This window comes from Pseudomonas sp. 05N36, assembly GCF_056397385.1.
Genome location: NZ_JBFTNH010000007.1, coordinates 19,839 through 41,400 on the forward strand (window position 1 = coordinate 19,839; position 21,562 = coordinate 41,400).

Sequence of the window (21,562 nt, forward strand, 5' to 3'; positions counted from 1 at the left end):
TTCCGATGCACAGGAGCGACGTCTAATGCCGTAAACGACTACCCTATGCCGAATCGGCATGAGACATTTCAAACCAAATCGCCGTCCCAACCGGTTCGAATACGACATTTCGGCAGGCATAAGTGCCGTGAACCGGCCATCGCAGAGGAGATTGATCGTTTTTTGAGCAGCTGAATATGGATAAAAACCAGGGAAAAATCCTACGTGCCGTAGTGAAAAGGGAGCAGGAATCATCGCCAAATTTCTCGATATACGGTCGTCCGGTAACACTGCGAAATGCTTTGTGAAGAACGCTGATGGTTTTTTGCCAGCTGGCGCAGCGATAAAAAATCGCTGGGAAGCTCTAGGGCGACGCTTTGCACATATAAGCGCGCCGCAGATTTGTCACGTCATGAATGACGGTCAAATACGCGGCGCTGCTTGTCCTGACCCGGCCCTTGCGCGGGTACTCCCTGTACCCGTAGGTCACTCCAATCCTGAAGCAATCAGAACGTCCCGGCCCCTTGGCCATGCGCCCACCCTCCTCGGGTGGGTGCAGAGGAAAGAGGTATGGCTGACCTCCTTCTGTTTATCAAACCCGATACCCGTTCGGGTCTGCCTTCAAGCCAATGCCCACGATCATCCTCGACCACGACGGCCAAAGATGAACGAAGCAATAAACATCACCAGGAACACGACAAAGAGAATCTTGGCGATACCCGTGGCGGTGCCCGCGATACCACCGAAGCCCAGTACGGCAGCGACAATGGCAATAATCAAAAATGTAACTGCCCAGCTCAACATGGTGATTCTCCTTACGCTTCTATTTAGAGGTGCTGCTATTTCCGGCAAATGAACATCGCGTCAAGCCAGTTACCTAGAACACCCAACGGTCCTGACGCGGCGCCACGGCACCAGGTTCTGCCTGGTCCACACTCATCATTCGCATTGAGGCTGCATCAGCAGGCCGACTGCCCACTGCGCTGAAATGGGTTTGGGTCGAGTGATGAGTCGGCGCAATCGCTGCCTCTGGCTGCTGGCTTTGTTCCCAGCGCAAGAACTGCTGGCCGCCGATCAAGGTGATCAACAAGGCAAACACGGCAAACATCCCTTGCTGGATAGACAGTGGCGAGATACGCAATTGGGCGGCACGTTGGCGATTCATCCGAAACTCCTCCCACACTGGTGGTCATTGGTCTGGGGGCGCTCGTTCTTGAATGCCCCGCTTAACCAGACCATTGCAGCCTGCATGCCAGCTCCAACACCGAAATAAGCTCAATAAAATCAAATAGTTATTTTGATTAGCAAAGTGCATTCGGACGCATCCTGCACGATGGCCCGCAAAGGATCGTGCGTAATGCACGATCGATTTGCAGGAAATCAAAATTTTTTGGAATGTATGAAGGGATATAGATGTCAGAAAAAGAGGCGGGAAAACGCCGGAGCCGTCGCAGCAGAAGAAAAAACGATTTAAATCATATAGTTAGTATAACTTCGAACAGACAGCTACCCCATTCTGATGAGAAGCGCTCAGAATCAACCATGCAACTTGCCCGATTTTTCCGAGACTAAATTAAGAGTATTCATTTAAGGAGCGTAGGAAAAATGGAATCAGCCAACGAGCATCAAGGCCGCATTTTGCTGGTGGATGACGAATCCGCCATCCTGCGCACTTTTCGCTACTGCCTGGAAGACGAAGGCTATACCGTCGCCACCGCCAACAGCGCAGCCCAGGCCGACGCCTTATTGCAACGACAGGTCTTCGACCTGTGCTTCCTTGACCTGCGTCTGGGCGAAGACAACGGTCTCGACGTCCTGGCGCAAATGCGTGTGCAGGCGCCCTGGATGCGCGTAGTGATCGTCACCGCACACTCGGCCGTAGACACCGCCGTCGATGCGATCCAGGCCGGTGCCGCCGACTATCTGGTCAAACCTTGCAGCCCTGACCAATTGCGTCTGGCCACCGCCAAACAACTGGAAGTGCGCCAGCTCTCGGCACGCCTTGAAGCCCTCGAAGGCGAAGTCCGCAAGCCCAACGAAGGTCTGGATTCCCACAGCCCGGCGATGAAAGTCGTACTGGAAACCGCCCGCCAGGTCGCCAGCACCGATGCCAACATTCTGATACTCGGCGAATCCGGTACCGGTAAAGGCGAACTGGCCCGGGCCATTCACAGCTGGAGCAAACGCGCGAAGAAATCCTTCGTCACCATCAACTGCCCATCATTGACAACCGAGTTGATGGAAAGCGAACTCTTTGGCCACAGCCGCGGGGCGTTTACCGGTGCTAGCGAAAGTACCCTCGGCCGAGTCAGTCAGGCGGACGCAGGTACATTGTTTCTTGATGAAATCGGCGATTTCCCGCTGGCCTTGCAGCCCAAACTGCTGCGCTTCATTCAGGACAAGGAATACGAAAGGGTCGGCGACCCGGTGACCCGTCACGCCGATGTGCGAATCCTCGCCGCCACCAATCTCAATCTCGAAGACATGGTCCGCGATGGCCGTTTTCGCGAAGACTTGCTCTACCGGCTGAACGTCATCACCTTGCACCTGCCGCCACTACGCGAACGCGCCGAGGACATCCTGGCCCTGGCCGACCGCTTCCTGGCACGTTTCGTCAAGGAATACGCGCGGCCGGCTCGTGTCTTCAGCGACGAAGCTGGCGAGGCGCTGCTCGGCTATCGCTGGCCAGGCAACATCCGCGAACTGCGTAATGTGGTTGAACGAGCAAGCATCATTTGCCCACAGGAGCGAGTCGAGATCAGCCATTTGGGCATGGCCGAGCAAACCACCAGCAACACCCCCAGAATCGGTGCGGCGCTGAGCCTGGATGAATTGGAGAAAGCCCACATCGGCGCGGTACTGGCCAGCGCCGGCACTCTCGATCAAGCAGCCAAGACCCTGGGTATCGACGCCTCGACGCTGTACCGCAAACGCAAACAGTACAACCTGTGAGCAACACCTTATGAAGCTGGCGATGAAGTTGCGCACACGGCTGTTTCTGAGTATCTCGGCACTGATCACCGTGGCGTTGCTCGGCCTGATACTCGGGCTGGTCAGCGTGATGCAGATAGCCAGTCACCAGGAAGCGCTGATCCGCGACAACTTCATCACCCTGGATCTTGAACTCAAGCTGCGCCAGACCCTGGACGATCAGTTGATCAACATGCTCAGCATAAAGCCCGACCTTGAGGCACTGGAAACCTCGGAACGGCGCTACTTCGAGCTGCTGGATCAAGGCATCGAGCACGAAAACAGTTTCAATGGCGAGCATCGCGGCTTCGAGCAGGCCCGCACGGACTACCTGTCCTTTCTCAAGGCCTTCAGCCTCACGCAGGAACCGTCCGGCAAGCTCGCCGGCAATCGGGACCTCACCGAAAAGTTCAACGTGCTGCGCAACGGCCTTATTGCCGAACACAAACAGGCTCTGGACAACATCGACGAGACCCAGCGCAATGCCCGCGAACATGCACTGCTGATTGCCGGTTTGCTCGGATTGGTCGGGTTGGCGGTACTGCTCATCGGTTTCATCACCGCCCACGGCATCGCCCGGCGCTTCGGTGAGCCGATCGAAGCACTGGCCAAGGCCGCGGATAACATCGGCCAGGGTAACTTCGATGTCACCCTGCCGATTTCCCCGGCGGTGGAGCTGACCCAGCTCACCCGGCGCTTCGGGATCATGGCCGAAGCCTTGCGCGAGCATCAGGCAACCAATGTCGATGAACTGCTCGCCGGTCAGCAACGTTTGCAAGCCGTGCTCGACAGCATCGATGACGGTTTGCTGATGATTGATCGTCAGGGCCAACTGGAACACCTGAATCCGGTCGCACAGCGTCAGTTGGGCTGGGACGAAGACCGCCTCGGCCAAGGCCTGGGCACCGCGCTCCAACGGCCGGAGCTCGATGAACAACTACAAACGGTACTGCGCGGCGGAACACTGGAGCGTGCGCCTGAAGACCTGAGCATCGCAGTCGATGGCGAGTCGCGACTGTTGACCTACAGCCTGACGCCGGTCATTCATCCCCAGGGGCATATCCTCGGCGCCGTCATGGTGCTACACGATGTCACCGAGCAACGGGCCTTTGAACGGGTGCGCAGCGAGTTCGTACTGCGTGCCTCCCATGAGCTGCGTACACCGGTCACCGGCATGCACATGGCCTTCGGCCTGTTCCGCGAGCGCGTGCACTTTACCGAGGACTCTCGCGAAGCCGACCTGTTGAACACGGTGAATGAGGAAATGCAGCGTTTGATGCAGTTGATCAACGACCTGCTGAACTTCTCGCGTTATCAGAATGGTCTACAAAAACTCACCTTGGCGCCGTGCAACATCGATGACCTGCTGGAGCAAGCACAGGAGCGTTTCGCCGAGCGGGCCAATGAGCAAAGCATCGAGTTGCTGGTGGAAGTGCACACACCACTCCCGCGACTGCAGGCCGATCAGGCGCAACTCGACCGGGTGCTGGACAACCTGATCGACAACGCGCTGCGCCATACCAGCCACCATGGGCAGATACGCTTGCAGGCTCGCCGGCACGGCGAAAGGGTGATCGTCAGCGTCGAGGACAATGGCGAAGGCATCGCTTACGGCCAGCAGGGGCGGATTTTCGAACCCTTCGTTCAGGTCGGGCGCAAGAAGGGTGGTGCCGGGCTCGGCCTGGCACTGTGCAAGGAGATCGTGCAACTGCACGGCGGTCGCATGGGCGTATATTCCCGGCCGGGGCAGGGCACTCAGTTCTACATGGCATTGCCACTCTAAAGGGCGATCACGCCTCGTCATCCAGCCGCCGTGATGCCAACCGGCGACCTCGGGTGATCAGTTCAATGAACTGCCTCGCGGTCAAGGCATGGGCGAACAACCAGCCTTGGCCGTAATTCACCCCTTCACTGCTCAGCAACGTGGCCTGGGCTTCATGTTCGATACCTTCGGCAATCACCTTGAGCTGCAAGGCATGCGCCATGCGAATGATGTGCGGCGCCACGCCGCTGCTGGCGGCGTCATGACCCAGCGCATCAATGAAGGCCTTGTCGATTTTCAGGTAGTCCACCGGCAGGGTTTGCAGGTAAGCCAGGCTGCAATAACCGGTGCCAAAGTCGTCGATCAACACTTGATGCCCGGCATCGCGCAAGGCTTGCAGGTTCTCCCGCGCGACCACCACATCGATCAACCCGCGCTCGGTCACCTCAAACGCGATCTGCCGCGCAGCAACCTGGTGAATGGCCAGTAAGTGCGCCATGACCTGGCCGATCCGCGGCACCATGACGTCGCAGGCGGCCAGGTTGACCGAAATATACAACTGCGGGTTGGCGCGAAGTAACTTACCGAGCTGTTCAAGCAATCGCTGCAACACGAAGTCAGTGATCTGACGGATCTGCCCGGAGTCTTCCGCCATCGGAATAAACAGATCCGGACTGGTCAGCGTGCCGTCCGGCCGACGCCAGCGCAATAAGGCTTCGGCACCGACACAGTGACGGCTCTTGAGATCGAAGATCGGCTGATACAGGACCTGTAACTCACCACGCTTGAGGGCTCCCTGCAACTCACCGCCCAACGATTGCCGCTGGCGGGCCAGCAGAAACACCAAACCGCCAATGCTCAAGCCCAGCCCCAGACTGGCCGGCACCAGCCACCACCACAACGCGGGCAGGTGCGATATGGTTCGTGGACTGATCAACACCAGCTGATATTCGGGATTGTTGGTCGGCATGCGATAGATCAGTCGGGTTTTAGTGACCTGCAACGGTTCAGTGCTGAAGGGCAACCAAGGATCGCTGAGTGGCCAGGCTTGTGGCACGCCGAGAACCGGAATCGCCCGAGCGCCATGATCGACCACCACCAACAGGCTGCTGCCGGGTGTCAGATCAACCATGTCGGTCAAATGCCCTCGGGAGGTGGCGACGCGAAAATTACCGCGCCCCAACATCAGCGCCGCACGGTCTTCGTCGGGCTCGGTCGAGGTGTTGAGCCAATAACTGTAGGTCGGCCCTTTGATGTCCGGTGGTCGGATTGCCGAAAGCCCATCCTGCCGCGGTCGGCTCGAACAAAATTGCGTGCTATCGATATAGGCCGCTTCATATACGAAGCGGTAATTGAAACTGACCTGCTGCAAGGTCGCGATCATGTCTGCGTCGCAGCTACGCAACGGCTGCGCTTCGAGGTCATCGAGGCCTTCACGCAATTGGCCGAACAGTTGCTCCAGGCGCTCCAGGAAGCGTTCGCCCTGAGCATTCATCTGTTCGCTTTCGCGTTGCTGGACCTGCCGCAGCGCCACGCCCAGGCTACCGGCCAACAGCAAAGCCGCACTCAGGGCAGCCGCTAGTATCGCCAAAGACCAAGGGCGATAGAACCAACTGCGCAGGGTCTCGCTTGCGGCTGCCATCATTGAATATCCGAAGGATTACCAATGAGTTATAGCTACTGATCAGAAAATAGCCCTGACCGTCGGGCGGGCGTCATTATTCTGTCTGGTTGAGCACTTGCAGAATCGCGGCACTTTGCGCGTCTGGCGTACCGTCAAACCGTGAAGGTCGATAGTGCATCTGGAAGGCGGACAGCACATGCCGGGTGGCCACATCCAGCTCACCGGTCTGCGGCGTTGCATAGCCCAAACGTGCGAGCTCTTCCTGAAACCAGGTGATGCTCGGCAGTTGGGCTTCGAATAACGCTTGCTGACGCGCTACGGCCTGGGCATCGGGCCAGACCACCAGCCCTTCGTCGGCCAGACGCTTCCATGGGAACAACGGACCCGGGTCAAGCTTGCGCAGCGGCGCGATGTCGCTGTGACCAATGATGTTTCGCGGGTTGATGTTGTTGCGCTTGCTGATGTCCCTGATCAGGAAGATCAAAGACTGAACCTGCGCCTCGCTGTAGGGATACCAGACGCGCCCGGCAGGCGTATCGTGAAACCCCGGATTGACGATCTCGATGCCAATCGAGCTCGAGTTCAGCCAGGTCCGGCCCTGCCACTCGCTTTCCCCGGCATGCCAGGCCCGACGGCTTTCATCCACCAGTTTGAAAATAGTGGCGTTCTTGTCATCCCCCACCAGGTAATGGCTGCTGACGTCGCCGTGGGTCAACAGCGCCAACGAACGTTCCTGCGAGGCGGTGGTGTAATGCACCACAATAAACTGCACGCGATTGTCGAAATTCGCCGAAGGATGGCGGGTGTCGATTCGAGGGCCGCTGGCGCAACCCGCCAGGACCAGAAGTACCAAAAGCAGAGGAATCGATTTCATGGTCTGGGCAATACGCTGAGATGGCAATGCAACAGTGTAACGTACTGCCTTCTTCTGGACCGACATAGCCTGGCATTTAACCCATCGGATCATTGATCGTCAGCCCAGCTCCACTCGGTTTCGGCCGGCATTTTTCGCCCGGTAAAGCGCCTGATCAGCTCTTTTCAACACAAGATCGCTGTGTTCTCCCGCTTTGAACGCCGTCATTCCCATGGAAACCGTGATCGTCACGCGCTCACCCTTGAAATGAAACGGGCAGGCTTCGATAGCCGCGCGCAGGGTTTCTGCCAACCTGGCGCCGACCGCCAAAGGGGTATTGGGCACCAGCAAGACGAACTCCTCGCCACCGAAACGGGCAATGAAGTCCGTACCACGCAGGCGCTTGCGCAGCACGCTGGCAATGATCTTCAGCACTTTGTCGCCGGCCAGGTGACCGTAGTTATCGTTGATGCGTTTGAAGTGGTCGAGATCGAGCATCGCCAGCAACAGCGAGTTTCCGTGTTGCTGCCACTGCGCAATCTCATGCTCCAGACGCTCGCTCCAGGCCGCCCGGTTCGGTAAGCCGGTCAGCGGATCGACCAGGGCTTTCTGACGTTGTTCTTCAAGGTGCTCGCGGTAACCCTGAGCCTCCTGCTCCATGCTCGCGACTCGCTCGGCCAAGCCTTGCAGACGTGCCGCAACTTCCTGCTCACGCTCGTCGCGCTGTTTCTGGTGCTGATCCATGGTGCCGAGCAACCCTTCCAGATGGTTCTCCAGCACATGCTTGAGGCCCTCCAGATCGGCGGCGTCCTGCATACTGCTTTGCAAGCCATCGACCTGCTCACGGATCTGTGTGTCCATCTCCCGCGCAGCAGAGCGGTTGTCGGCATGGCCTTCGCTGGCCGCTTGCAGGTTGCTTTGGAAGGACTCCAATCGCTCATTGAGTTGCTTGAGATAAACCTCGAACTCATGCTGACCACTGTCAGTGATCGCCAGCATCAAAACCGCCAGATCATCGAGGATCGGCAGCAATTCGTACCAATTCAAGCCATTTTGCAGCCGATCGCGCATCGCCTCGGCTTGCGGACGGTGACGCTCGGGCAGCGACAAATCGTCCAGCAGCCCCAGCAAGGTACTTTCGATATGCCTGGCCACCGAGCTGTAGGACGGTTCCGGCGAGTCGGGCAGCGCGTAAAGAACATCCTGCTCAGGTTGCTCCGGGTCCAGAGCAGCCAAGGCTTCTGCCATCGGGTGAGGAACGCCATCGATTAACGGCGAAGTGTCATTCCCATCTCGAGGGACGTTGGACGTCAGCTCGTCGGGATTGATCGCCATTGAATCAGTAGTTGGCGCCTGGTCGGGTGCCGGGAATATCTGCGGTTCTTCCGGCGTATCCACATCCGGTAGATCCTGTTCTGCCACCAGCGCTTTGGTACGCGCAGCTTCGACGGCCAGCACAGGAGGAACAAAAGCCAGCACGTCTGATGATGGCTTTGCTTCTTCCGGCGGTTGAGCTGCCACCGGCACCGAGTCTGCAATCACCGCGTGCGGCACTGGCACGGCGGGTGCCGGGTCCTCCTGCACTGCGGGTGTAATAACCCGGATCGGCAACGGCGCGCTAGATTCATGCGCCCGCTCAGGCGTCGCCTCCGCGACAGGTGCCGACACGTGCTCAACAGGACCCGGAGCAGGCGCTTCGTGTTGCAGCACTCCGGCCTCTGAAGCCTGAGCATCCGCGTCTCTGCCACCAAACAAACGTTGCAGTAAACCTGGGCGGCTTGGCTCGGCAGGGTTGTCCAGCAGGCTCAGCGCCTGACCTTGCAGACCACTGAGCTCTCCGAGCAGCAGGGGAATTTCACGTGCCTGGCCGACCCGTCCGTCGAGCTTCTTGGCAAACGTCTTGAGCGGACGACTGACCTCGCGCGGCAACGGCAAGGCCTGGAGCTGACTGACCAGCGCGGTCAACGCAGCGCTGACTTGATTGACCCGGGTCTCGCGCCGCTGCTCGGAGTCGAGCACCGCTTTCTCCAGGCGTGGCAGCAATGCTGCCAACCCTGCATCCATGTCATCGGTGCGGATGACTTCACGCATTTCCTTCATGCACTGGTCAACCGCACGGTCGGTGCCCTCAGCCGCCAGCGTACTGCGCACCAAGCCGCGACGCAGCAAGTCGAGGCGGGCATCCCAGCGACGCTCGAGCTTTTCCTGCTGTTCGATACTTTTGAGGTATTTCTCTTTCCAGCGCTGTGCTTCGTCGCTCATTCAGGGGTTCCGCGAAGGGCAGGACTCAACGCGGGCAATGCATCGACCGTGAGCGAACTCGGCAGACGAATCTCTACCGCGACCGGCAGGTGATCGGAAATCGGTTGCGCCAGCACTTCGACCCGCTCGAGGGTCAGCGTAGGGCTGAGCAGAATATGGTCAAGACAGCGTTGCGGGCGCCAGCTGGGAAAAGTCGCTTCGACTTGCGGCGCGAGCAGCCCCAGATCTCGCAGAGGAGAAGTTTGCAGCAGGTCACTGGCGTGGGTGTTCATGTCGCCCATCAGTACCTGATGCTTGTAGTCGCCGATCAATTCACGAATGTAGGCCAACTGCATCGTCCTCACGCGCGCGCCCAGCGCGAGGTGCATCATCACGACCACCAGCGCATCAGCCCCCTCACCGAACCGCACAAGTATCGCACCACGGCCCTTGGGCCCGGGCAGCGGGTGATCTTCAATCGCCCATGGGCGCAATCGACTGAGCACGCCATTGCTGTGCTGGGCGAGGCGGCCCAGGTTGCGATTGAGTTGTTGATACCAGTAGGGGAAGGCGCCGAGCTGGGCCAGGTGTTCGACTTGATTGACGTAGCCCGACCGCAGGCTGCCGCCATCGGCCTCCTGCAAAGCGACCAGATCGTAGTCGCCCAGCAGATTGCCGATTTTCTGCAGGTTATCCGCTCGCCCGGTATGCGGCAGCAAATGCTGCCAGCTACGGGTCAGGTAATGCCGATAACGCTCGGTACTGATACCGACCTGGATGTTGAAACTGAGCAAACGCAGACGGCTGTCTGCGGGCAAGCCCGAGGACTCCAGATGATGCTCGTTGACCTGCGGATCATGCAGACCAACGAGACGTTCAGTACCCCAGCGGCGCATGGCGTGCGCCGCTTACTTAGCGGCGCGCTCCTTGGCGATCAGTTGATCGGCCACGCTCAAGGTGCCTTCAGGACCACCGGCAGTGCCCAGATCGAAGCGGTATTTGCCGTTCACGACCATGGTCGGTACGCCAGAGATCTGATAGGCCTGAGCCTTTTTCTTGGCCTCTTCAACTTTGCCTTTGACGGCGAACGAGTTGTAGGTGCTCAGGAACTTCTCCTTGTCGACGCCTTCGCCGGCCAGGAACTCAGCCATTTCTTCCGGGGTAGCGAGCTTCTTGCCACCGTGGATCGCTTCGAAGACGGCTTTGTGGACCTTGTGTTCCACGCCCATCGCTTCCAGGGTGATGTACAACTGGCCGTGAACGTTCCAGATACCGCCGAACATGGCCGGAATACGCACGAAGTTCACGTCGGCAGGCAGTTTTTCAACCCAGGGATTGATGGTCGGCTCGAATGCATAGCAGTGCGGGCAGCCATACCAGAACAGTTCCACGACTTCGATCTTGCCAGGCACAGCCACCGGAACGGCGCTGCCCAATTCAACATATTGTTTACCGGCTTCAAGCGGTTCGGCAGCTTGGGCGGTCATGCCGAACAGGCTGGCAGTGACGAGTGCGGCGCTGAGAATCAGATTACGCATGCTTTACTCCTGAACAAATTGGGTCGCCTCGCGCAACCTGCTTTCTGGCAGATCATGGCGGGCATTAGTGCTCTAGTGTAACGGCAGCGGCCACAAAAAAGGGCGGCCGAAGCCACCCTTTTTATGTTTGCATCGAAGGATTAATCGAGCGTTAACATTGCGCGAGATCAACACCTTGCGCAGCGCCCGCTCAACCAGCCTTAGTGCAGGCCCTGAATGTAGCTGGACACCGCTTCGATATCCTTGTTGCTCAATTTTGCAGCAATGCTCTGCATGATTTTCGTGTCGCCGTCGTTGGTACGGTTACCTTCACGGAAATCGGTCAGCTGCTTGGCGATGTATTGAGCGTGCTGGCCGCCCAGATGCGGGAAGGCAGCAGCGGCGTTACCCGCACCATTAGGCGAGTGGCAACCGGTGCAAGACGGCATGCCCTGGTCCAGTTTGCCGCCACGGAACAACTCTTCACCGTGAGCCACGACTTTAGGATCTGCTGCGCCGACGCTGCCCTTCTGGCTGGAGAAGTAGGCAGCAAGGTCAGCCAGGTCCTGATCGCTCAGGTTGGTCAGCAGGCCGGTCATCTCCAGAACGGTGCGCTTGCCCGACTTGATGTCGTGCAGTTGCTTGTTCAGGTAACGCTCACCCTGACCCGCCAGTTTTGGAAAGTTTGGCGCCATGCTATTGCCATCCGGGCCATGACAGGCGCCACATACTGCGGCTTTCGCCTGACCAGCAGTCGCATCGCCTGCAGCATGGGCTATGCCGGAGATCCCCAGGGTCAACAGCAGACTCACGATCAATTTGTTCATCAGCTAATCCAACTACGGCTAAGGGTTAAAGAGTTATGGACCGGGATCACTCGTTCATCCACTGGATGATTGCTCGGTAATCCTCGGCACTGCAGTCCATGCACAAACCACGCGGCGGCATCGCCTTGAAACCCTGGGTCACGTGTTGCACCAGCGTCTCCATACCTTGCGCCAGTCTTGGCGCCCAAGCTTCCTTATCGCCCTTTTGAGGCGCCGTTGGGAGTTGGCCGGAATGACAGGCTCCACAAACACGGTTGTACACGGCTTCCGGATCCTGTGTAGCCTGAGCGCTGTAAAGCGGCATCAAGACACCGGCAGCTAGCAGCCATTTCGTCATAAAACGACCTTTTCAGGGTTGAGAGCGTGCTGCGTTCTAGTGCGCAATCAAGGTTAATCGCTCTCGTGAACTTCATCCTACGCCGGGACAAAGCGCACACAAAATCTGCGGCATTATATACTGGCGTCACTGAAACGGAAACGACGCTGCTCTTTGCGACCAATCTCGGCACCGCCCACATCGGAAATCCCATGCAACTCAAGAACCCCATCCTCGGCCTGTGCCAACAGTCCACCTTCATGCTCAGCGCCGCCAAAGTCGACCAATGTCCTGACGACGAAGGCTTTGAAGTGGCCTTTGCCGGGCGTTCCAACGCTGGTAAATCCAGCGCCCTGAACACCTTGACTCACGCCAGCCTGGCGCGCACCTCGAAAACACCAGGTCGCACGCAACTCTTGAACTTCTTCAAGCTAGACGATGAACGCCGTCTGGTCGACCTGCCGGGTTACGGTTACGCAAAAGTACCCATCCCGCTGAAGCAGCACTGGCAGCGCCACCTGGAAGCCTATCTGGGCAGCCGCGAAAGCCTGAAGGGCCTGATTCTGATGATGGACATCCGTCATCCAATGACCGACTTCGACCTGCTGATGCTCGACTGGGCCGTGGCCAGCGGCATGCCGATGCACATTCTGCTGACCAAGGCCGACAAACTGACCTACGGCGCGGCGAAGAACACCTTGCTCAAAGTTCAGGCAGAAATCCGTAAAGGCTGGGGCGAAACCGTGACCATCCAGCTGTTCTCCGCACCAAAACGCCTCGGCCTCGAAGACGCCTACACCGTATTGGCGAACTGGATGGAACTGGCCGACAAAGGCACCGAGACAGAAGCTCAATAAGCTTTTGGGGATATCCGAGATACGGAAAACTGTCTGTGGGACGGTCAGGCAAGGCAAAAACACGGCTCGAAACGGCCGGGGTCGCGCTCGACTTTAGGGACCTAAATGAGCATTTCGAGCCGTGTTTTTAACGCAGCATGGCCGTTCCACAGCCAGTTTTTGGGCAAAAAAAAACCCGAATTTCGTATGGGGAGAGAGAAATTCGGGGTCTAAGTTTCCGGACCGCTAGGGCGGGGTCCAGATATCTGCCAACACTTAACACAACATAGGAGCATCGAAGGGCTTCACCACCCATTCAGTTACTGTGAGTGGCGGTTCACGGATTTAGTTCCGGTTAATTTCAAAACCTATTGGGAATAACCCCAAGAATTTTCCGAACTAAGAGCCCTTCGCCAGTGACGTGCCGCGACACTACGTCGCGGCGCCATCCACCAAGAAAGCGCCTCACACCGGCTTAGTGCGCCTCATCCCAGTTGTTTCCAACGCCGACTTCCACCAAAAGCGGCACATCCAGGGTCGCTGCGCCGCTCATGTGAACGCGAACTTCCTCACGAACCTGGTCGACCAGGTCTTCGCGAACCTCAAGCACCAATTCATCGTGCACCTGCAGAATCACTTTGGCGTCCAGACCCGAGGTCGTCAGCCAGTTATCCACCGCCACCATGGCCTTCTTGATGATATCCGCCGCAGTGCCTTGCATCGGCGCGTTGATCGCCGTGCGCTCGGCGCCTTTGCGCAGGGCCGGATTTTTCGCGTTGATGTCCGGCAGGTAGAGGCGACGACCGAATATGGTTTCGACGAAACCCTGCTCGGCCGCCTGGGCGCGGGTGCGCTCCATGTACTCGAGCACACCTGGATAGCGGGCGAAATAACGGTCGATATAGGCTTGGGACTGTTTACGGTCGACACCGATCTGCTTGGCCAGGCCAAACGCGCTCATGCCGTAGATCAGGCCGAAGTTGATCGCCTTGGCACTGCGCCGCTGATCGGTGGTGACGTCCGCCAGTTCAACCCCGAACACTTCGGCAGCGGTGGCCTTGTGCACGTCCAGATCATTGCGGAAGGCATGCAACAGCCCTTCGTCCTTGGCCAGGTGGGCCATGATCCGCAGTTCGATCTGCGAATAGTCCGCCGCCAACAGCTTGTAGCCTTTGGGCGCGATAAACGCCTGACGTATCCGTCGACCTTCGGCGGTACGAATCGGAATGTTCTGCAGGTTTGGATCGCTGGAAGACAAGCGACCGGTCGCTGCCACCGCTTGATGGTAGGACGTATGAATCCGCCCGGTACGCGGGTTGATCTGCTCGGGCAGACGGTCGGTGTAGGTGCTTTTCAGCTTGCTCAAGGAACGGTACTGCATCAGCACCTTGGGCAGTGGGTAATCCTGCTCGGCCAGTTCCGCCAGCACCGCTTCGGCGGTCGAAGCCTGGCCCTTGGCGGTTTTGCTGAGAATCGGCAGCCCGAGTTTTTCATAGAGGATCACGCCCAATTGCTTCGGCGAACCGAGGTTGAACTCCTCACCGGCAATGGCGAACGCCTCACGCTCCAGCGCGACCAGCTTATCGCCCAGTTCAACGCTCTGGATGCCCAGCAGGTTGGCATCGACCAACGCGCCCTGGCGCTCGATACGCGCCAACACCGGCACCAGCGGCATCTCGATTTCGCTGAGGACTTTGCTCAGACTTGGAATGGCGTCGAGTTTTTCATGCAGGGTCTGGTGCAGGCGCAGCGTCACATCGGCGTCTTCGGCGGCGTATGGCCCGGCCAGCTCCAGCGAAATCTGGTCGAAGGTCAGTTGCTTGACGCCCTTGCCCGCGATGTCCTGGAAGCTGGTGGTGGTGTAGCCCAAATACTTGAGCGCCAGGCTGTCCATGTCGTGACGGGTCGCGGTCGAATCCAGCACGTAGGACTCGAGCATGGTGTCGAAGGCGATGCCTTGCACCATGATGCCGCAGCTCTGATCACCACCGATGGCGCAGTTGGCCAGAATGTTCATGTCGAACTTGGCGTGCTGGCCGACCTTGAGTTTGCTCGGGTCTTCCAGAATCGGTTTCAGCGCGCGCAACACCGTGTCGCGATCCAGTTGATCCGGCACGCCCATGTAGGAATGGGTCAATGGGATGTAGGCCGCTTCGTTGGCCTGCACAGCGAACGACAACCCGACAAGTTGCGCTTGCTGCGCATCGACGCCCGTGGTTTCGGTGTCGAAGGCGAACAGCGTGGCGTTTTGCAGCTTCTTCAGCCAGACGTCGAAATCTGCCTGGGTGAGGACCGTGGTGTAGTGGGGACCATCGCTATCGGCTACGGCTTCTTCAACCGCCGCGACCACTTCCTGGCCCGCTCGCTTGGCATCACGCTGAACTTCCTCGAACCAGCTCTTGAACTCGAGCAGGGTATAGAGCTCGGCGAGCTTTTCACGGTCCGGCTCGCGCAGGTGCAAGTCATCAAGACCAATCTCCAGCGGCACGTCGACCTTGATGGTCGCCAGTTGATAGGAGAGAAACGCCATCTCCTTGTGCTCTTCAAGCTTGGCCGGCAGCGTTTTGGCGCCACGAATCGGCAACGTCGGGACGATATCGAGCTGCGCATAGAGCTCGGTCAGGCCGCCGTTCACACCCACCAGCAGACCAGACGCCGTCTTCGGGCCAATGCCCGGCACGCCTGGAATGTTGTCGGAAGAGTCGCCCATCAGCGCCAGGTAATCGATGATCTGCTCGGGAGCGACGCCGAATTTCTCCTTCACGCCAGCCACGTCCATCGCGCTACCGGTCATGGTATTGACCAAGGTAATGTGCCCGTCGACCAGCTGCGCCATGTCTTTGTCGCCGGTAGAAATCACCACCGGGCGGTCAGCGGCCGCACTGCTGCGGGCCAGCGTACCGATCACGTCATCGGCCTCAACGCCGTCGACGCACAGCAACGGAAAGCCCAGGGCGATCACGCTTGCATGCAATGGCTCGATCTGCACACGCATGTCGTCGGGCATGCTGGGGCGATTGGCTTTGTACTCGGCGTACAGGTCATCGCGAAACGTCCCACCCTTGGCGTCGAATACCACGGCGAACGGGCTGTCCGGGTACTGCTTGCGCAGACTCTTGAGCATGTTCAGCACGCCCTTGACCGCGCCGGTCGGCAGGCCTTTGGACGTGGTCAACGGTGGCAGCGCATGAAAGGCGCGGTACAGATAAGAAGAACCGTCCACCAGGACGAGGGGGGCTTGGCTCATGAGCAGGATCAACCTTTTCGGCGGGTCCGGCGCTAGAATAGCGGGACCGTTGACGACAAAGGGACAAGGTTATCATGCGCTCACTCAATCGCTTGTTACTGGCGGGCTTCTTTGCACTCACTCCCCTGGCCGTCATGGCAGCCAATGATGCACCGACGCCGGAACCGGAAGTCACCATCCACACTGAGGGCGACAAAGTCATTCAGGAGTACCGTCAGAACGGCTTCGTGTACGCGATCAAGGTCACACCGAAGGGCGGAAAACCGTACTTTCTGATACGTGCGGACGGAACGGAGGCAAACTATATCCGCTCGGATCAGCCGAATATGCTGATTCCGGCGTGGGAAATTTTTACGTGGAAGTAGTTTCTTAACTTTAATCGGCGCCGGCTCAACCGCGGCGCCCGAACTGAGCAGTTTTTAACCATGTCTGTGTTCACCCCCCTGGCTCGGCCCGAGCTGGAAACCTTTCTCGCCCCTTATGGGCTCGGCCGCCTGCTTGATTTCCAGGGGATTGCCGCGGGTAGCGAAAACACCAATTTCTTCATCAGCCTGGAGCAGGGCGAGTTTGTCCTGACCCTGGTTGAGCGCGGCCCTGTGCAGGAGATGCCGTTCTTCATCGAGCTGCTCGACGTGCTGCACGACGCCAACTTGCCGGTGCCCTATGCGTTGCGGACCACCGACGGCATCGCCCTGCGCGAATTGGCCGGCAAGCCCGCGCTGTTGCAGCCACGGCTGGCCGGCAAGCACATCAAGGAAGCCAACGCACAGCATTGCGCGCAAGTCGGCGAATTGCTGGGGCACCTGCACCTGGCCACCAAAGACCACATGATCAAGCGCAAGACCGATCGCGGTCTTGACTGGATGCTTGAAGAAGGCACGCAACTGCTGTCGCACCTGAATGCAGCGCAAAGCAATATGCTGCAACGCGCCTTGAACGAAATCACTGAGCAAAAAACCAAAATTCTGGCGTTGCCTCGGGCCAATATCCACGCCGACCTGTTCCGCGATAACGCGATGTTCGAAGGCACGCACCTGACCGGGCTGATCGACTTCTACAACGCCTGCTCAGGCCCGATGCTCTACGACGTGGCGATTGCCCTGAATGACTGGTGCTCGGACGAAGACGGCTTGATTGACGGACCGCGGGCGAGGGCATTGCTCGGGGCTTATGCCGCATTGCGTCCGTTCACTGCCGCCGAGGCCGAGTTGTGGCCGACCATGCTGAGGGTAGCTTGCGTGCGGTTCTGGCTGTCGCGCTTGATCGCCGCCGAATCCTTTGCCGGGCAGGACGTGCTGATTCACGATCCGATGGAGTTCCAGCAGCGCCTGGCCCAGCGTCAGCACGTCAGCACGCCGTTGCCGTTCGCCCTTTAAAAGCATCGTGAGCAAGCTCGCTCCCACATGGATCACCGAGAACCTGTGGGAGCGAGCCTGCTCGCGATTGAGGCGCAGCCGAATAAAGCTTTAAAGCGACTCCAGACACCCCGCCAAATCATTCCCCAACTTTTCCAGCACCTGCTCATAGCCGCGAGCCGTCGCCGGTGTGTAGCCGCCCAACGCATCCAGCTCCGCCAGTTTCACCGGCAAACCGGCCACCAGCGTCTCGGCCAAGCGTGGGCGCAACGGCGGTTCGCTGAACACGCAGGTCTTGCCGACTTCCTGCAAGCGCGAGCGCATCGCTGCAACGTGCTGGGCACCTGGCTGCACTTCAGCGGCCACACTGAATACGCCGGTGTGCTTGAGGCCGTAGGCGTCTTCGAAGTAATCGAACGCTTCATGGAACACGAAGTAAGGCTTGCCCGCGATACCGGCCAAGCGTGCTTTCAAACGCAGATCCAGCGCGTCCAGGCGCTCATCGAACGCCTTGAGGTTGCTCTGATAGCGCGATGCATTGGCAGGGTCCGCAGCGCTGAGGTCGGTGGCGATTTTTGCCGCGATCACTCGCGCATTGACCGGCGACAACCAGAGGTGAGCATCAAGACTGCCAGGGCGATGGTCATGATCGTGCTCATCGGCCTCTTCCGCATGGGAGTGGCTGTCTTCGGCGAAGCGCCGCAGCTTCAAACCCGGCAGCTCCTGCACGGCAACCGACGGCAGGCTACGACCTTTGAGCACACGCGGAAGGAAACCCTCCATGTCCGGGCCGATCCAGTAGAGCAGTTCCACCGACTGCACCTTCCGTACGTCGGATGGACGCAAGGCATAGTTATGCGGCGATGCCCCCGGCGGCAGCAATACCTCGGGAACCCCGACGCCATCCTGCACCGCAGCAGCAATCAGTTGCAGCGGCTTGATGCTGGTCAGTACGTTCACTTCGGCATGAGCGGTGCTGATCGCAAAAAAACCGGCAGTAAATGTGACAAAAATGGCAAAAAGTCTGGGCACGATGACCACTCAAGTAGGCGAGAACGGGTAACATAATAACGTCTCTCACAAAACTCGTCGCCGCTCATGCCTAAAACACCGCTAGCCAGCCGTCCCCACGACCACTCTCACTGCGTGCACAGCGCATTGTCCGAGGCCGATGTCATTTGCACACGTCAGGGCTTGCGCCTGACTGCGCTGCGGCGGCGGGTGCTGGAACTGGTCTGGCAAAGCCACAAGCCGCTGGGTGCCTACGACATTCTGGCAGTACTCAGCGAGCAGGATGGCCGCCGTGCCGCGCCGCCGACGGTGTATCGCGCGCTGGATTTCCTGCTGGATAACGGCCTGGTCCACCGCATTTCCTCGCTCAACGCCTTCGTTGGCTGCAATCATCCGGGGCACGCCCACCAGGGCCAGTTCCTGATTTGCCGCGAATGCCATGCGGCCATCGAACTCGAGCAAAAATCCATCAGCGACACCATCATCCACAGCGCCGGCGAAGTCGGGTTTGTGGTCGAAGGCCAGACAGTCGAAGTGGTCGGTCTTTGCTCGGGTTGCCAGGGGGCTTGATGAGCACTGCGTTAATCCGCCTCAATCAGGTTGCGGTGACCTTCGCCGGGCAAAACGTGCTGGACAACATCGAACTGAGCGTCGAGCCGAGGCAGATCGTTACCCTGATCGGCCCCAACGGCGCCGGCAAGACCACGCTGGTCCGCGCCGTGCTTGGCCTGCTCAAGCCCGACAGCGGCAGCGTCTGGCGCAAGCCGAAACTGCGGGTCGGCTATATGCCGCAGAAACTGCACGTTGACCCGACCTTGCCGCTCTCGGTGCTGCGCTTCTTGCGCCTGGTGCCGGGCGTGGATCGTGCGCGTGCCTTGGCAGCGCTCAAGGAAGTCGGCGCCGAACAGGTGATCGACAGCCCGGTGCAGAGCGTTTCCGGCGGAGAAATGCAGCGCGTACTGCTGGCACGCGCCCTGTTGCGCGAGCCCGAACTGCTGGTGCTCGACGAGCCGGTGCAAGGCGTCGATGTGGCCGGACAAGCCGAGCTCTACAGCTTGATCACCCGCCTGCGCGACCGCCACGGTTGCGGGGTGTTGATGGTTTCCCACGATCTGCACCTGGTGATGAGCACGACCGACCAGGTGGTCTGCCTCAATCGCCACGTCTGCTGCTCCGGGCATCCCGAGCAGGTCAGCGGCGACCCGGCGTTCGTCGAGCTGTTCGGCAAGAACGCGCAGAGCCTGGCGGTCTATCACCACCATCACGACCACGCCCACGACTTGCATGGCTCGGTCGTCAGCGCGGCACCGACCGCTCACACCCACGTTCATGGAGATGGCTGCAAGCATGGCTGATTTTCTGTTGTACGCCCTGCTCGCAGGCCTGGCCCTGGCCGCCGTCGCAGGTCCGCTGGGATCGTTCGTGGTCTGGCGGCGCATGGCCTATTTCGGCGACACCCTGTCCCACGCGGCGTTGCTCGGCGTGGCGTTGGGTTTTCTGCTGGATGTCAGTCCGACCATCGCGGTGACCGTCGGCTGCCTGTTGCTGGCCGTACTGCTGGTGACCTTGCAACAGCGCCAGCCGCTGGCCTCCGACACCTTGTTGGGGATTCTTGCGCCGAGCACGCTCTCTCTGGGCCTGGTGGTACTAAGCTTCATGCATGAAGTGCGGATCGACCTGATGGCCTACCTGTTCGGCGACTTGTTGGCGATCAGCCCGACCGATCTGGCGTGGATCCTCGGCGGCAGTGCGGCGGTGATGCTGCTGTTGGTAGCGCTATGGCGGCCGTTGCTGGCGATTACCGTGCACGAAGAATTGGCCACCGTTGAAGGCCTGCCGGTAGCCGCATTGCGCATGACCTTGATGCTGCTGATTGCGGTGGTGATCGCGGTGGCGATGAAAATCGTCGGCGTGCTGCTGATTACGTCCTTGCTGATCATCCCGGCGGCTGCGGCACAACGTCACGCACGCTCTCCAGAGCAAATGGCCTTGGGCGCGAGTTTGCTCGGTATACTCGCGGTCTGCGGTGGCCTGGCGCTGTCGTGGTTCAAGGACACGCCGGCCGGCCCATCGATTGTGGTGGCCGCGGCCGCGCTGTTTCTGCTGAGTTTTGTCCTGCCCCGTCGAGGGGTGTAGACTTGCTCGTTTTTTGCGCAATCAGAGAGTCGCAGGAATGAAGCCGTTCGCCTCCCGTTATCTGCTCCTTGTTGCCTTTTCGCTGCTACTTGGCGCCTGCCAAAGCACGCCGCCAGCCCCCGAGGTCCCGGACGCACGGGCTACGGCGATCGCGCAGCTGCAACAAAGCCTGGCCAGCAGTGAACTGGCCACCGCCGAGGATCAATTGGCCGCCTTGCAGGCCGAATCACCCAACGATCAGTCGCTGGAGCAATACCAACGGCAACTCGCCGAAGCCTACTTGCAACGCAGCCAGATCGTTTTGCAAAAAGGCGACGTGAATGCCGCCGCCACGGCCCTGAGCCGGGCCCGTGCGTTGATGCCCAAAGCCCCGGCGCTGACCGGTGGCGTCAACAACGCCATCAGCCACGCGCGTAAGGCCGAACTGGACCAGGCAGAGGCCGCCCTCAAGGCCGCCGAAGCCAAGCGTGTCGCCAAGGTCATCGACCCAACGGCCGAGAGCACCACCGTTGCGCTGAACATCGCCGATAGCAAGCAACTGCGTCGACAACTCGATGCGATTGCCAGCGATGTGGTGAGTTATGAGTGCGACGTCAGCATTCAGGCGCCGCGCACCGAAGATTACCCGTGGCTGGCCACGCTGCTGACCAAACGGGTGAAGAAGCTGGATGCCGACTTCGACCTGAAGATCGAGCGACAGATTCTGCGCAATGTTCCGGCACAGATGGTTCTGACGCCGCGTAAACCTTAAAAAACAAAGATCGCAGCCTCCGGCAGCTTCTACATCGGTCCGTAGGAGCTGCCGCAGGTTAGGGCCGCGTTCGGACGATCTTTTGTTCTTCTTGGCTTATCGCGTTATTTCCAAATGACTGGATGAATGCGAAATAA

Annotated in this window: 20 protein-coding genes; 9 read left to right on the top strand and 11 right to left on the bottom strand. The window is 59.2% G+C overall.

The features are described from left to right. Positions 1 to 618: 618 nt before the first annotated feature. On the bottom strand, positions 619 to 783 hold the full coding sequence (locus AC1DIH_RS11485) for a DUF1328 domain-containing protein (RefSeq protein WP_477771757.1): 165 nt from the start codon (positions 781 to 783) through the stop codon (positions 619 to 621). Positions 784 to 856: 73 nt separating this feature from the next. Next, positions 857 to 1,144, bottom strand: a complete 288-nt coding sequence (locus tag AC1DIH_RS11490; protein ID WP_477771758.1) for a hypothetical protein — start codon at positions 1,142 to 1,144, stop codon at positions 857 to 859. A gap of 440 nt (positions 1,145 to 1,584) precedes the next feature. On the opposite strand from AC1DIH_RS11490, the gene algB reads away from it, so the two are divergent. Both algB and AC1DIH_RS11500 read left to right on the top strand, forming a co-directional pair. Next, the gene (gene algB / locus AC1DIH_RS11495; RefSeq protein ID WP_477771759.1) at positions 1,585 to 2,931 is read left to right on the top strand and encodes a sigma-54-dependent response regulator transcription factor AlgB; all 1,347 of its coding nucleotides are present in this window, start codon (positions 1,585 to 1,587) and stop codon (positions 2,929 to 2,931) included. 10 nt (positions 2,932 to 2,941) lie between these two features. Continuing rightward, a complete protein-coding gene (locus tag AC1DIH_RS11500) occupies positions 2,942 to 4,732 on the top strand; it encodes an ATP-binding protein (RefSeq protein WP_477771760.1) in 1,791 nt (596 codons plus the stop codon). Between the two features lie 7 nt (positions 4,733 to 4,739). Here AC1DIH_RS11500 and AC1DIH_RS11505 read toward each other — a convergent pair whose 3' ends face one another. The 7 genes from AC1DIH_RS11505 to AC1DIH_RS11535 all read right to left on the bottom strand — a co-directional run bounded on the left by AC1DIH_RS11505 (position 4,740) and on the right by AC1DIH_RS11535 (position 12,110). Further along, entirely contained in the window at positions 4,740 to 6,353 is a 1,614-nt protein-coding gene (locus tag AC1DIH_RS11505) for an EAL domain-containing protein (RefSeq protein WP_477771898.1), read from the bottom strand. A 76-nt stretch (positions 6,354 to 6,429) separates the two neighbouring features. Further along, on the bottom strand, positions 6,430 to 7,209 hold the full coding sequence (locus tag AC1DIH_RS11510; protein ID WP_477771761.1) for an N-acetylmuramoyl-L-alanine amidase: 780 nt from the start codon (positions 7,207 to 7,209) through the stop codon (positions 6,430 to 6,432). Positions 7,210 to 7,308: 99 nt separating this feature from the next. After that, a complete protein-coding gene (locus AC1DIH_RS11515; protein ID WP_477771762.1) occupies positions 7,309 to 9,450 on the bottom strand; it encodes a GGDEF domain-containing protein in 2,142 nt (713 codons plus the stop codon). Further along, positions 9,447 to 10,325 carry an endonuclease/exonuclease/phosphatase family protein gene (locus AC1DIH_RS11520; protein WP_477771763.1) on the bottom strand — a complete coding sequence of 293 codons (879 nt, stop codon included), beginning with the start codon at positions 10,323 to 10,325 and terminating at the stop codon, positions 9,447 to 9,449. Before AC1DIH_RS11520 ends, AC1DIH_RS11515 begins: the two co-directional genes overlap by 4 nt. A gap of 12 nt (positions 10,326 to 10,337) precedes the next feature. After that, complete coding sequence (locus AC1DIH_RS11525) at positions 10,338 to 10,967, bottom strand: thiol:disulfide interchange protein DsbA/DsbL (RefSeq protein ID WP_427531149.1); 630 nt, start codon at positions 10,965 to 10,967, stop codon at positions 10,338 to 10,340. Positions 10,968 to 11,167: 200 nt separating this feature from the next. After that, complete coding sequence (locus tag AC1DIH_RS11530) at positions 11,168 to 11,773, bottom strand: c-type cytochrome (RefSeq protein ID WP_054594950.1); 606 nt, start codon at positions 11,771 to 11,773, stop codon at positions 11,168 to 11,170. A gap of 46 nt (positions 11,774 to 11,819) precedes the next feature. After that, entirely contained in the window at positions 11,820 to 12,110 is a 291-nt protein-coding gene (locus AC1DIH_RS11535; protein ID WP_103314907.1) for a c-type cytochrome, read from the bottom strand. Between the two features lie 191 nt (positions 12,111 to 12,301). On the opposite strand from AC1DIH_RS11535, the gene yihA reads away from it, so the two are divergent. Next, positions 12,302 to 12,946, top strand: coding sequence for a ribosome biogenesis GTP-binding protein YihA/YsxC (gene yihA / locus AC1DIH_RS11540; RefSeq protein WP_054594948.1), 645 nt, complete (start codon positions 12,302 to 12,304; stop codon positions 12,944 to 12,946). A gap of 454 nt (positions 12,947 to 13,400) precedes the next feature. Here yihA and polA read toward each other — a convergent pair whose 3' ends face one another. Then, on the bottom strand, positions 13,401 to 16,172 hold the full coding sequence (gene polA, locus AC1DIH_RS11545; RefSeq protein ID WP_477771764.1) for a DNA polymerase I: 2,772 nt from the start codon (positions 16,170 to 16,172) through the stop codon (positions 13,401 to 13,403). Between the two features lie 74 nt (positions 16,173 to 16,246). On the opposite strand from polA, the gene AC1DIH_RS11550 reads away from it, so the two are divergent. After that, entirely contained in the window at positions 16,247 to 16,537 is a 291-nt protein-coding gene (locus tag AC1DIH_RS11550; protein ID WP_019694480.1) for a DUF2782 domain-containing protein, read from the top strand. A 60-nt stretch (positions 16,538 to 16,597) separates the two neighbouring features. Then, positions 16,598 to 17,548 (top strand): homoserine kinase, encoded by a 951-nt coding sequence (locus AC1DIH_RS11555; protein ID WP_477771765.1) that lies wholly within the window; start codon positions 16,598 to 16,600, stop codon positions 17,546 to 17,548. 90 nt (positions 17,549 to 17,638) lie between these two features. On the opposite strand, the gene AC1DIH_RS11560 is transcribed toward AC1DIH_RS11555, so the two are convergent. Next, positions 17,639 to 18,568 carry a zinc ABC transporter substrate-binding protein gene (locus AC1DIH_RS11560; protein WP_477771766.1) on the bottom strand — a complete coding sequence of 310 codons (930 nt, stop codon included), beginning with the start codon at positions 18,566 to 18,568 and terminating at the stop codon, positions 17,639 to 17,641. A gap of 57 nt (positions 18,569 to 18,625) precedes the next feature. On the opposite strand from AC1DIH_RS11560, the gene AC1DIH_RS11565 reads away from it, so the two are divergent. Genes AC1DIH_RS11565 through AC1DIH_RS11580 form a run of 4 tightly spaced genes read left to right on the top strand, consistent with a single transcriptional unit; the run spans position 18,626 to position 21,425 of the window. Then, positions 18,626 to 19,108: a Fur family transcriptional regulator gene (locus AC1DIH_RS11565; protein WP_477771767.1), complete on the top strand. Its 483-nt coding sequence runs from the start codon at positions 18,626 to 18,628 to the stop codon at positions 19,106 to 19,108. Then, a complete protein-coding gene (gene znuC, locus AC1DIH_RS11570; protein ID WP_477771768.1) occupies positions 19,108 to 19,893 on the top strand; it encodes a zinc ABC transporter ATP-binding protein ZnuC in 786 nt (261 codons plus the stop codon). The genes AC1DIH_RS11565 and znuC overlap by 1 nt, the downstream gene beginning before the upstream one ends. Beyond that, positions 19,886 to 20,674 (top strand): zinc ABC transporter permease subunit ZnuB, encoded by a 789-nt coding sequence (znuB, locus tag AC1DIH_RS11575; protein WP_054594941.1) that lies wholly within the window; start codon positions 19,886 to 19,888, stop codon positions 20,672 to 20,674. Before znuC ends, znuB begins: the two co-directional genes overlap by 8 nt. Positions 20,675 to 20,711: 37 nt before the next feature. After that, positions 20,712 to 21,425 carry a PA5502 family lipoprotein gene (locus tag AC1DIH_RS11580; protein ID WP_477771769.1) on the top strand — a complete coding sequence of 238 codons (714 nt, stop codon included), beginning with the start codon at positions 20,712 to 20,714 and terminating at the stop codon, positions 21,423 to 21,425. Positions 21,426 to 21,562: the final 137 nt, after the last annotated feature.

Bases quoted from the DNA above. Each gene is read 5' to 3' on its own strand.
- AC1DIH_RS11485 (WP_477771757.1), bottom strand. From the start codon at position 783: ATGTTGAGCTGGGCAGTTACATTTTTGATTATTGCCATTGTCGCTGCC.
- AC1DIH_RS11490 (WP_477771758.1), bottom strand. From the start codon at position 1,144: ATGAATCGCCAACGTGCCGCCCAATTGCGTATCTCGCCACTGTCTATC.
- algB (WP_477771759.1), top strand. From the start codon at position 1,585: ATGGAATCAGCCAACGAGCATCAAGGCCGCATTTTGCTGGTGGATGAC.
- AC1DIH_RS11500 (WP_477771760.1), top strand. From the start codon at position 2,942: ATGAAGCTGGCGATGAAGTTGCGCACACGGCTGTTTCTGAGTATCTCG.
- AC1DIH_RS11505 (WP_477771898.1), bottom strand. From the start codon at position 6,353: ATGGCAGCCGCAAGCGAGACCCTGCGCAGTTGGTTCTATCGCCCTTGG.
- AC1DIH_RS11510 (WP_477771761.1), bottom strand. From the start codon at position 7,209: ATGAAATCGATTCCTCTGCTTTTGGTACTTCTGGTCCTGGCGGGTTGC.
- AC1DIH_RS11515 (WP_477771762.1), bottom strand. From the start codon at position 9,450: ATGAGCGACGAAGCACAGCGCTGGAAAGAGAAATACCTCAAAAGTATC.
- AC1DIH_RS11520 (WP_477771763.1), bottom strand. From the start codon at position 10,325: ATGCGCCGCTGGGGTACTGAACGTCTCGTTGGTCTGCATGATCCGCAG.
- AC1DIH_RS11525 (WP_427531149.1), bottom strand. From the start codon at position 10,967: ATGCGTAATCTGATTCTCAGCGCCGCACTCGTCACTGCCAGCCTGTTC.
- AC1DIH_RS11530 (WP_054594950.1), bottom strand. From the start codon at position 11,773: ATGAACAAATTGATCGTGAGTCTGCTGTTGACCCTGGGGATCTCCGGC.
- AC1DIH_RS11535 (WP_103314907.1), bottom strand. From the start codon at position 12,110: ATGACGAAATGGCTGCTAGCTGCCGGTGTCTTGATGCCGCTTTACAGC.
- yihA (WP_054594948.1), top strand. From the start codon at position 12,302: ATGCAACTCAAGAACCCCATCCTCGGCCTGTGCCAACAGTCCACCTTC.
- polA (WP_477771764.1), bottom strand. From the start codon at position 16,172: ATGAGCCAAGCCCCCCTCGTCCTGGTGGACGGTTCTTCTTATCTGTAC.
- AC1DIH_RS11550 (WP_019694480.1), top strand. From the start codon at position 16,247: ATGCGCTCACTCAATCGCTTGTTACTGGCGGGCTTCTTTGCACTCACT.
- AC1DIH_RS11555 (WP_477771765.1), top strand. From the start codon at position 16,598: ATGTCTGTGTTCACCCCCCTGGCTCGGCCCGAGCTGGAAACCTTTCTC.
- AC1DIH_RS11565 (WP_477771767.1), top strand. From the start codon at position 18,626: ATGCCTAAAACACCGCTAGCCAGCCGTCCCCACGACCACTCTCACTGC.
- znuC (WP_477771768.1), top strand. From the start codon at position 19,108: ATGAGCACTGCGTTAATCCGCCTCAATCAGGTTGCGGTGACCTTCGCC.
- znuB (WP_054594941.1), top strand. From the start codon at position 19,886: ATGGCTGATTTTCTGTTGTACGCCCTGCTCGCAGGCCTGGCCCTGGCC.
- AC1DIH_RS11580 (WP_477771769.1), top strand. From the start codon at position 20,712: ATGAAGCCGTTCGCCTCCCGTTATCTGCTCCTTGTTGCCTTTTCGCTG.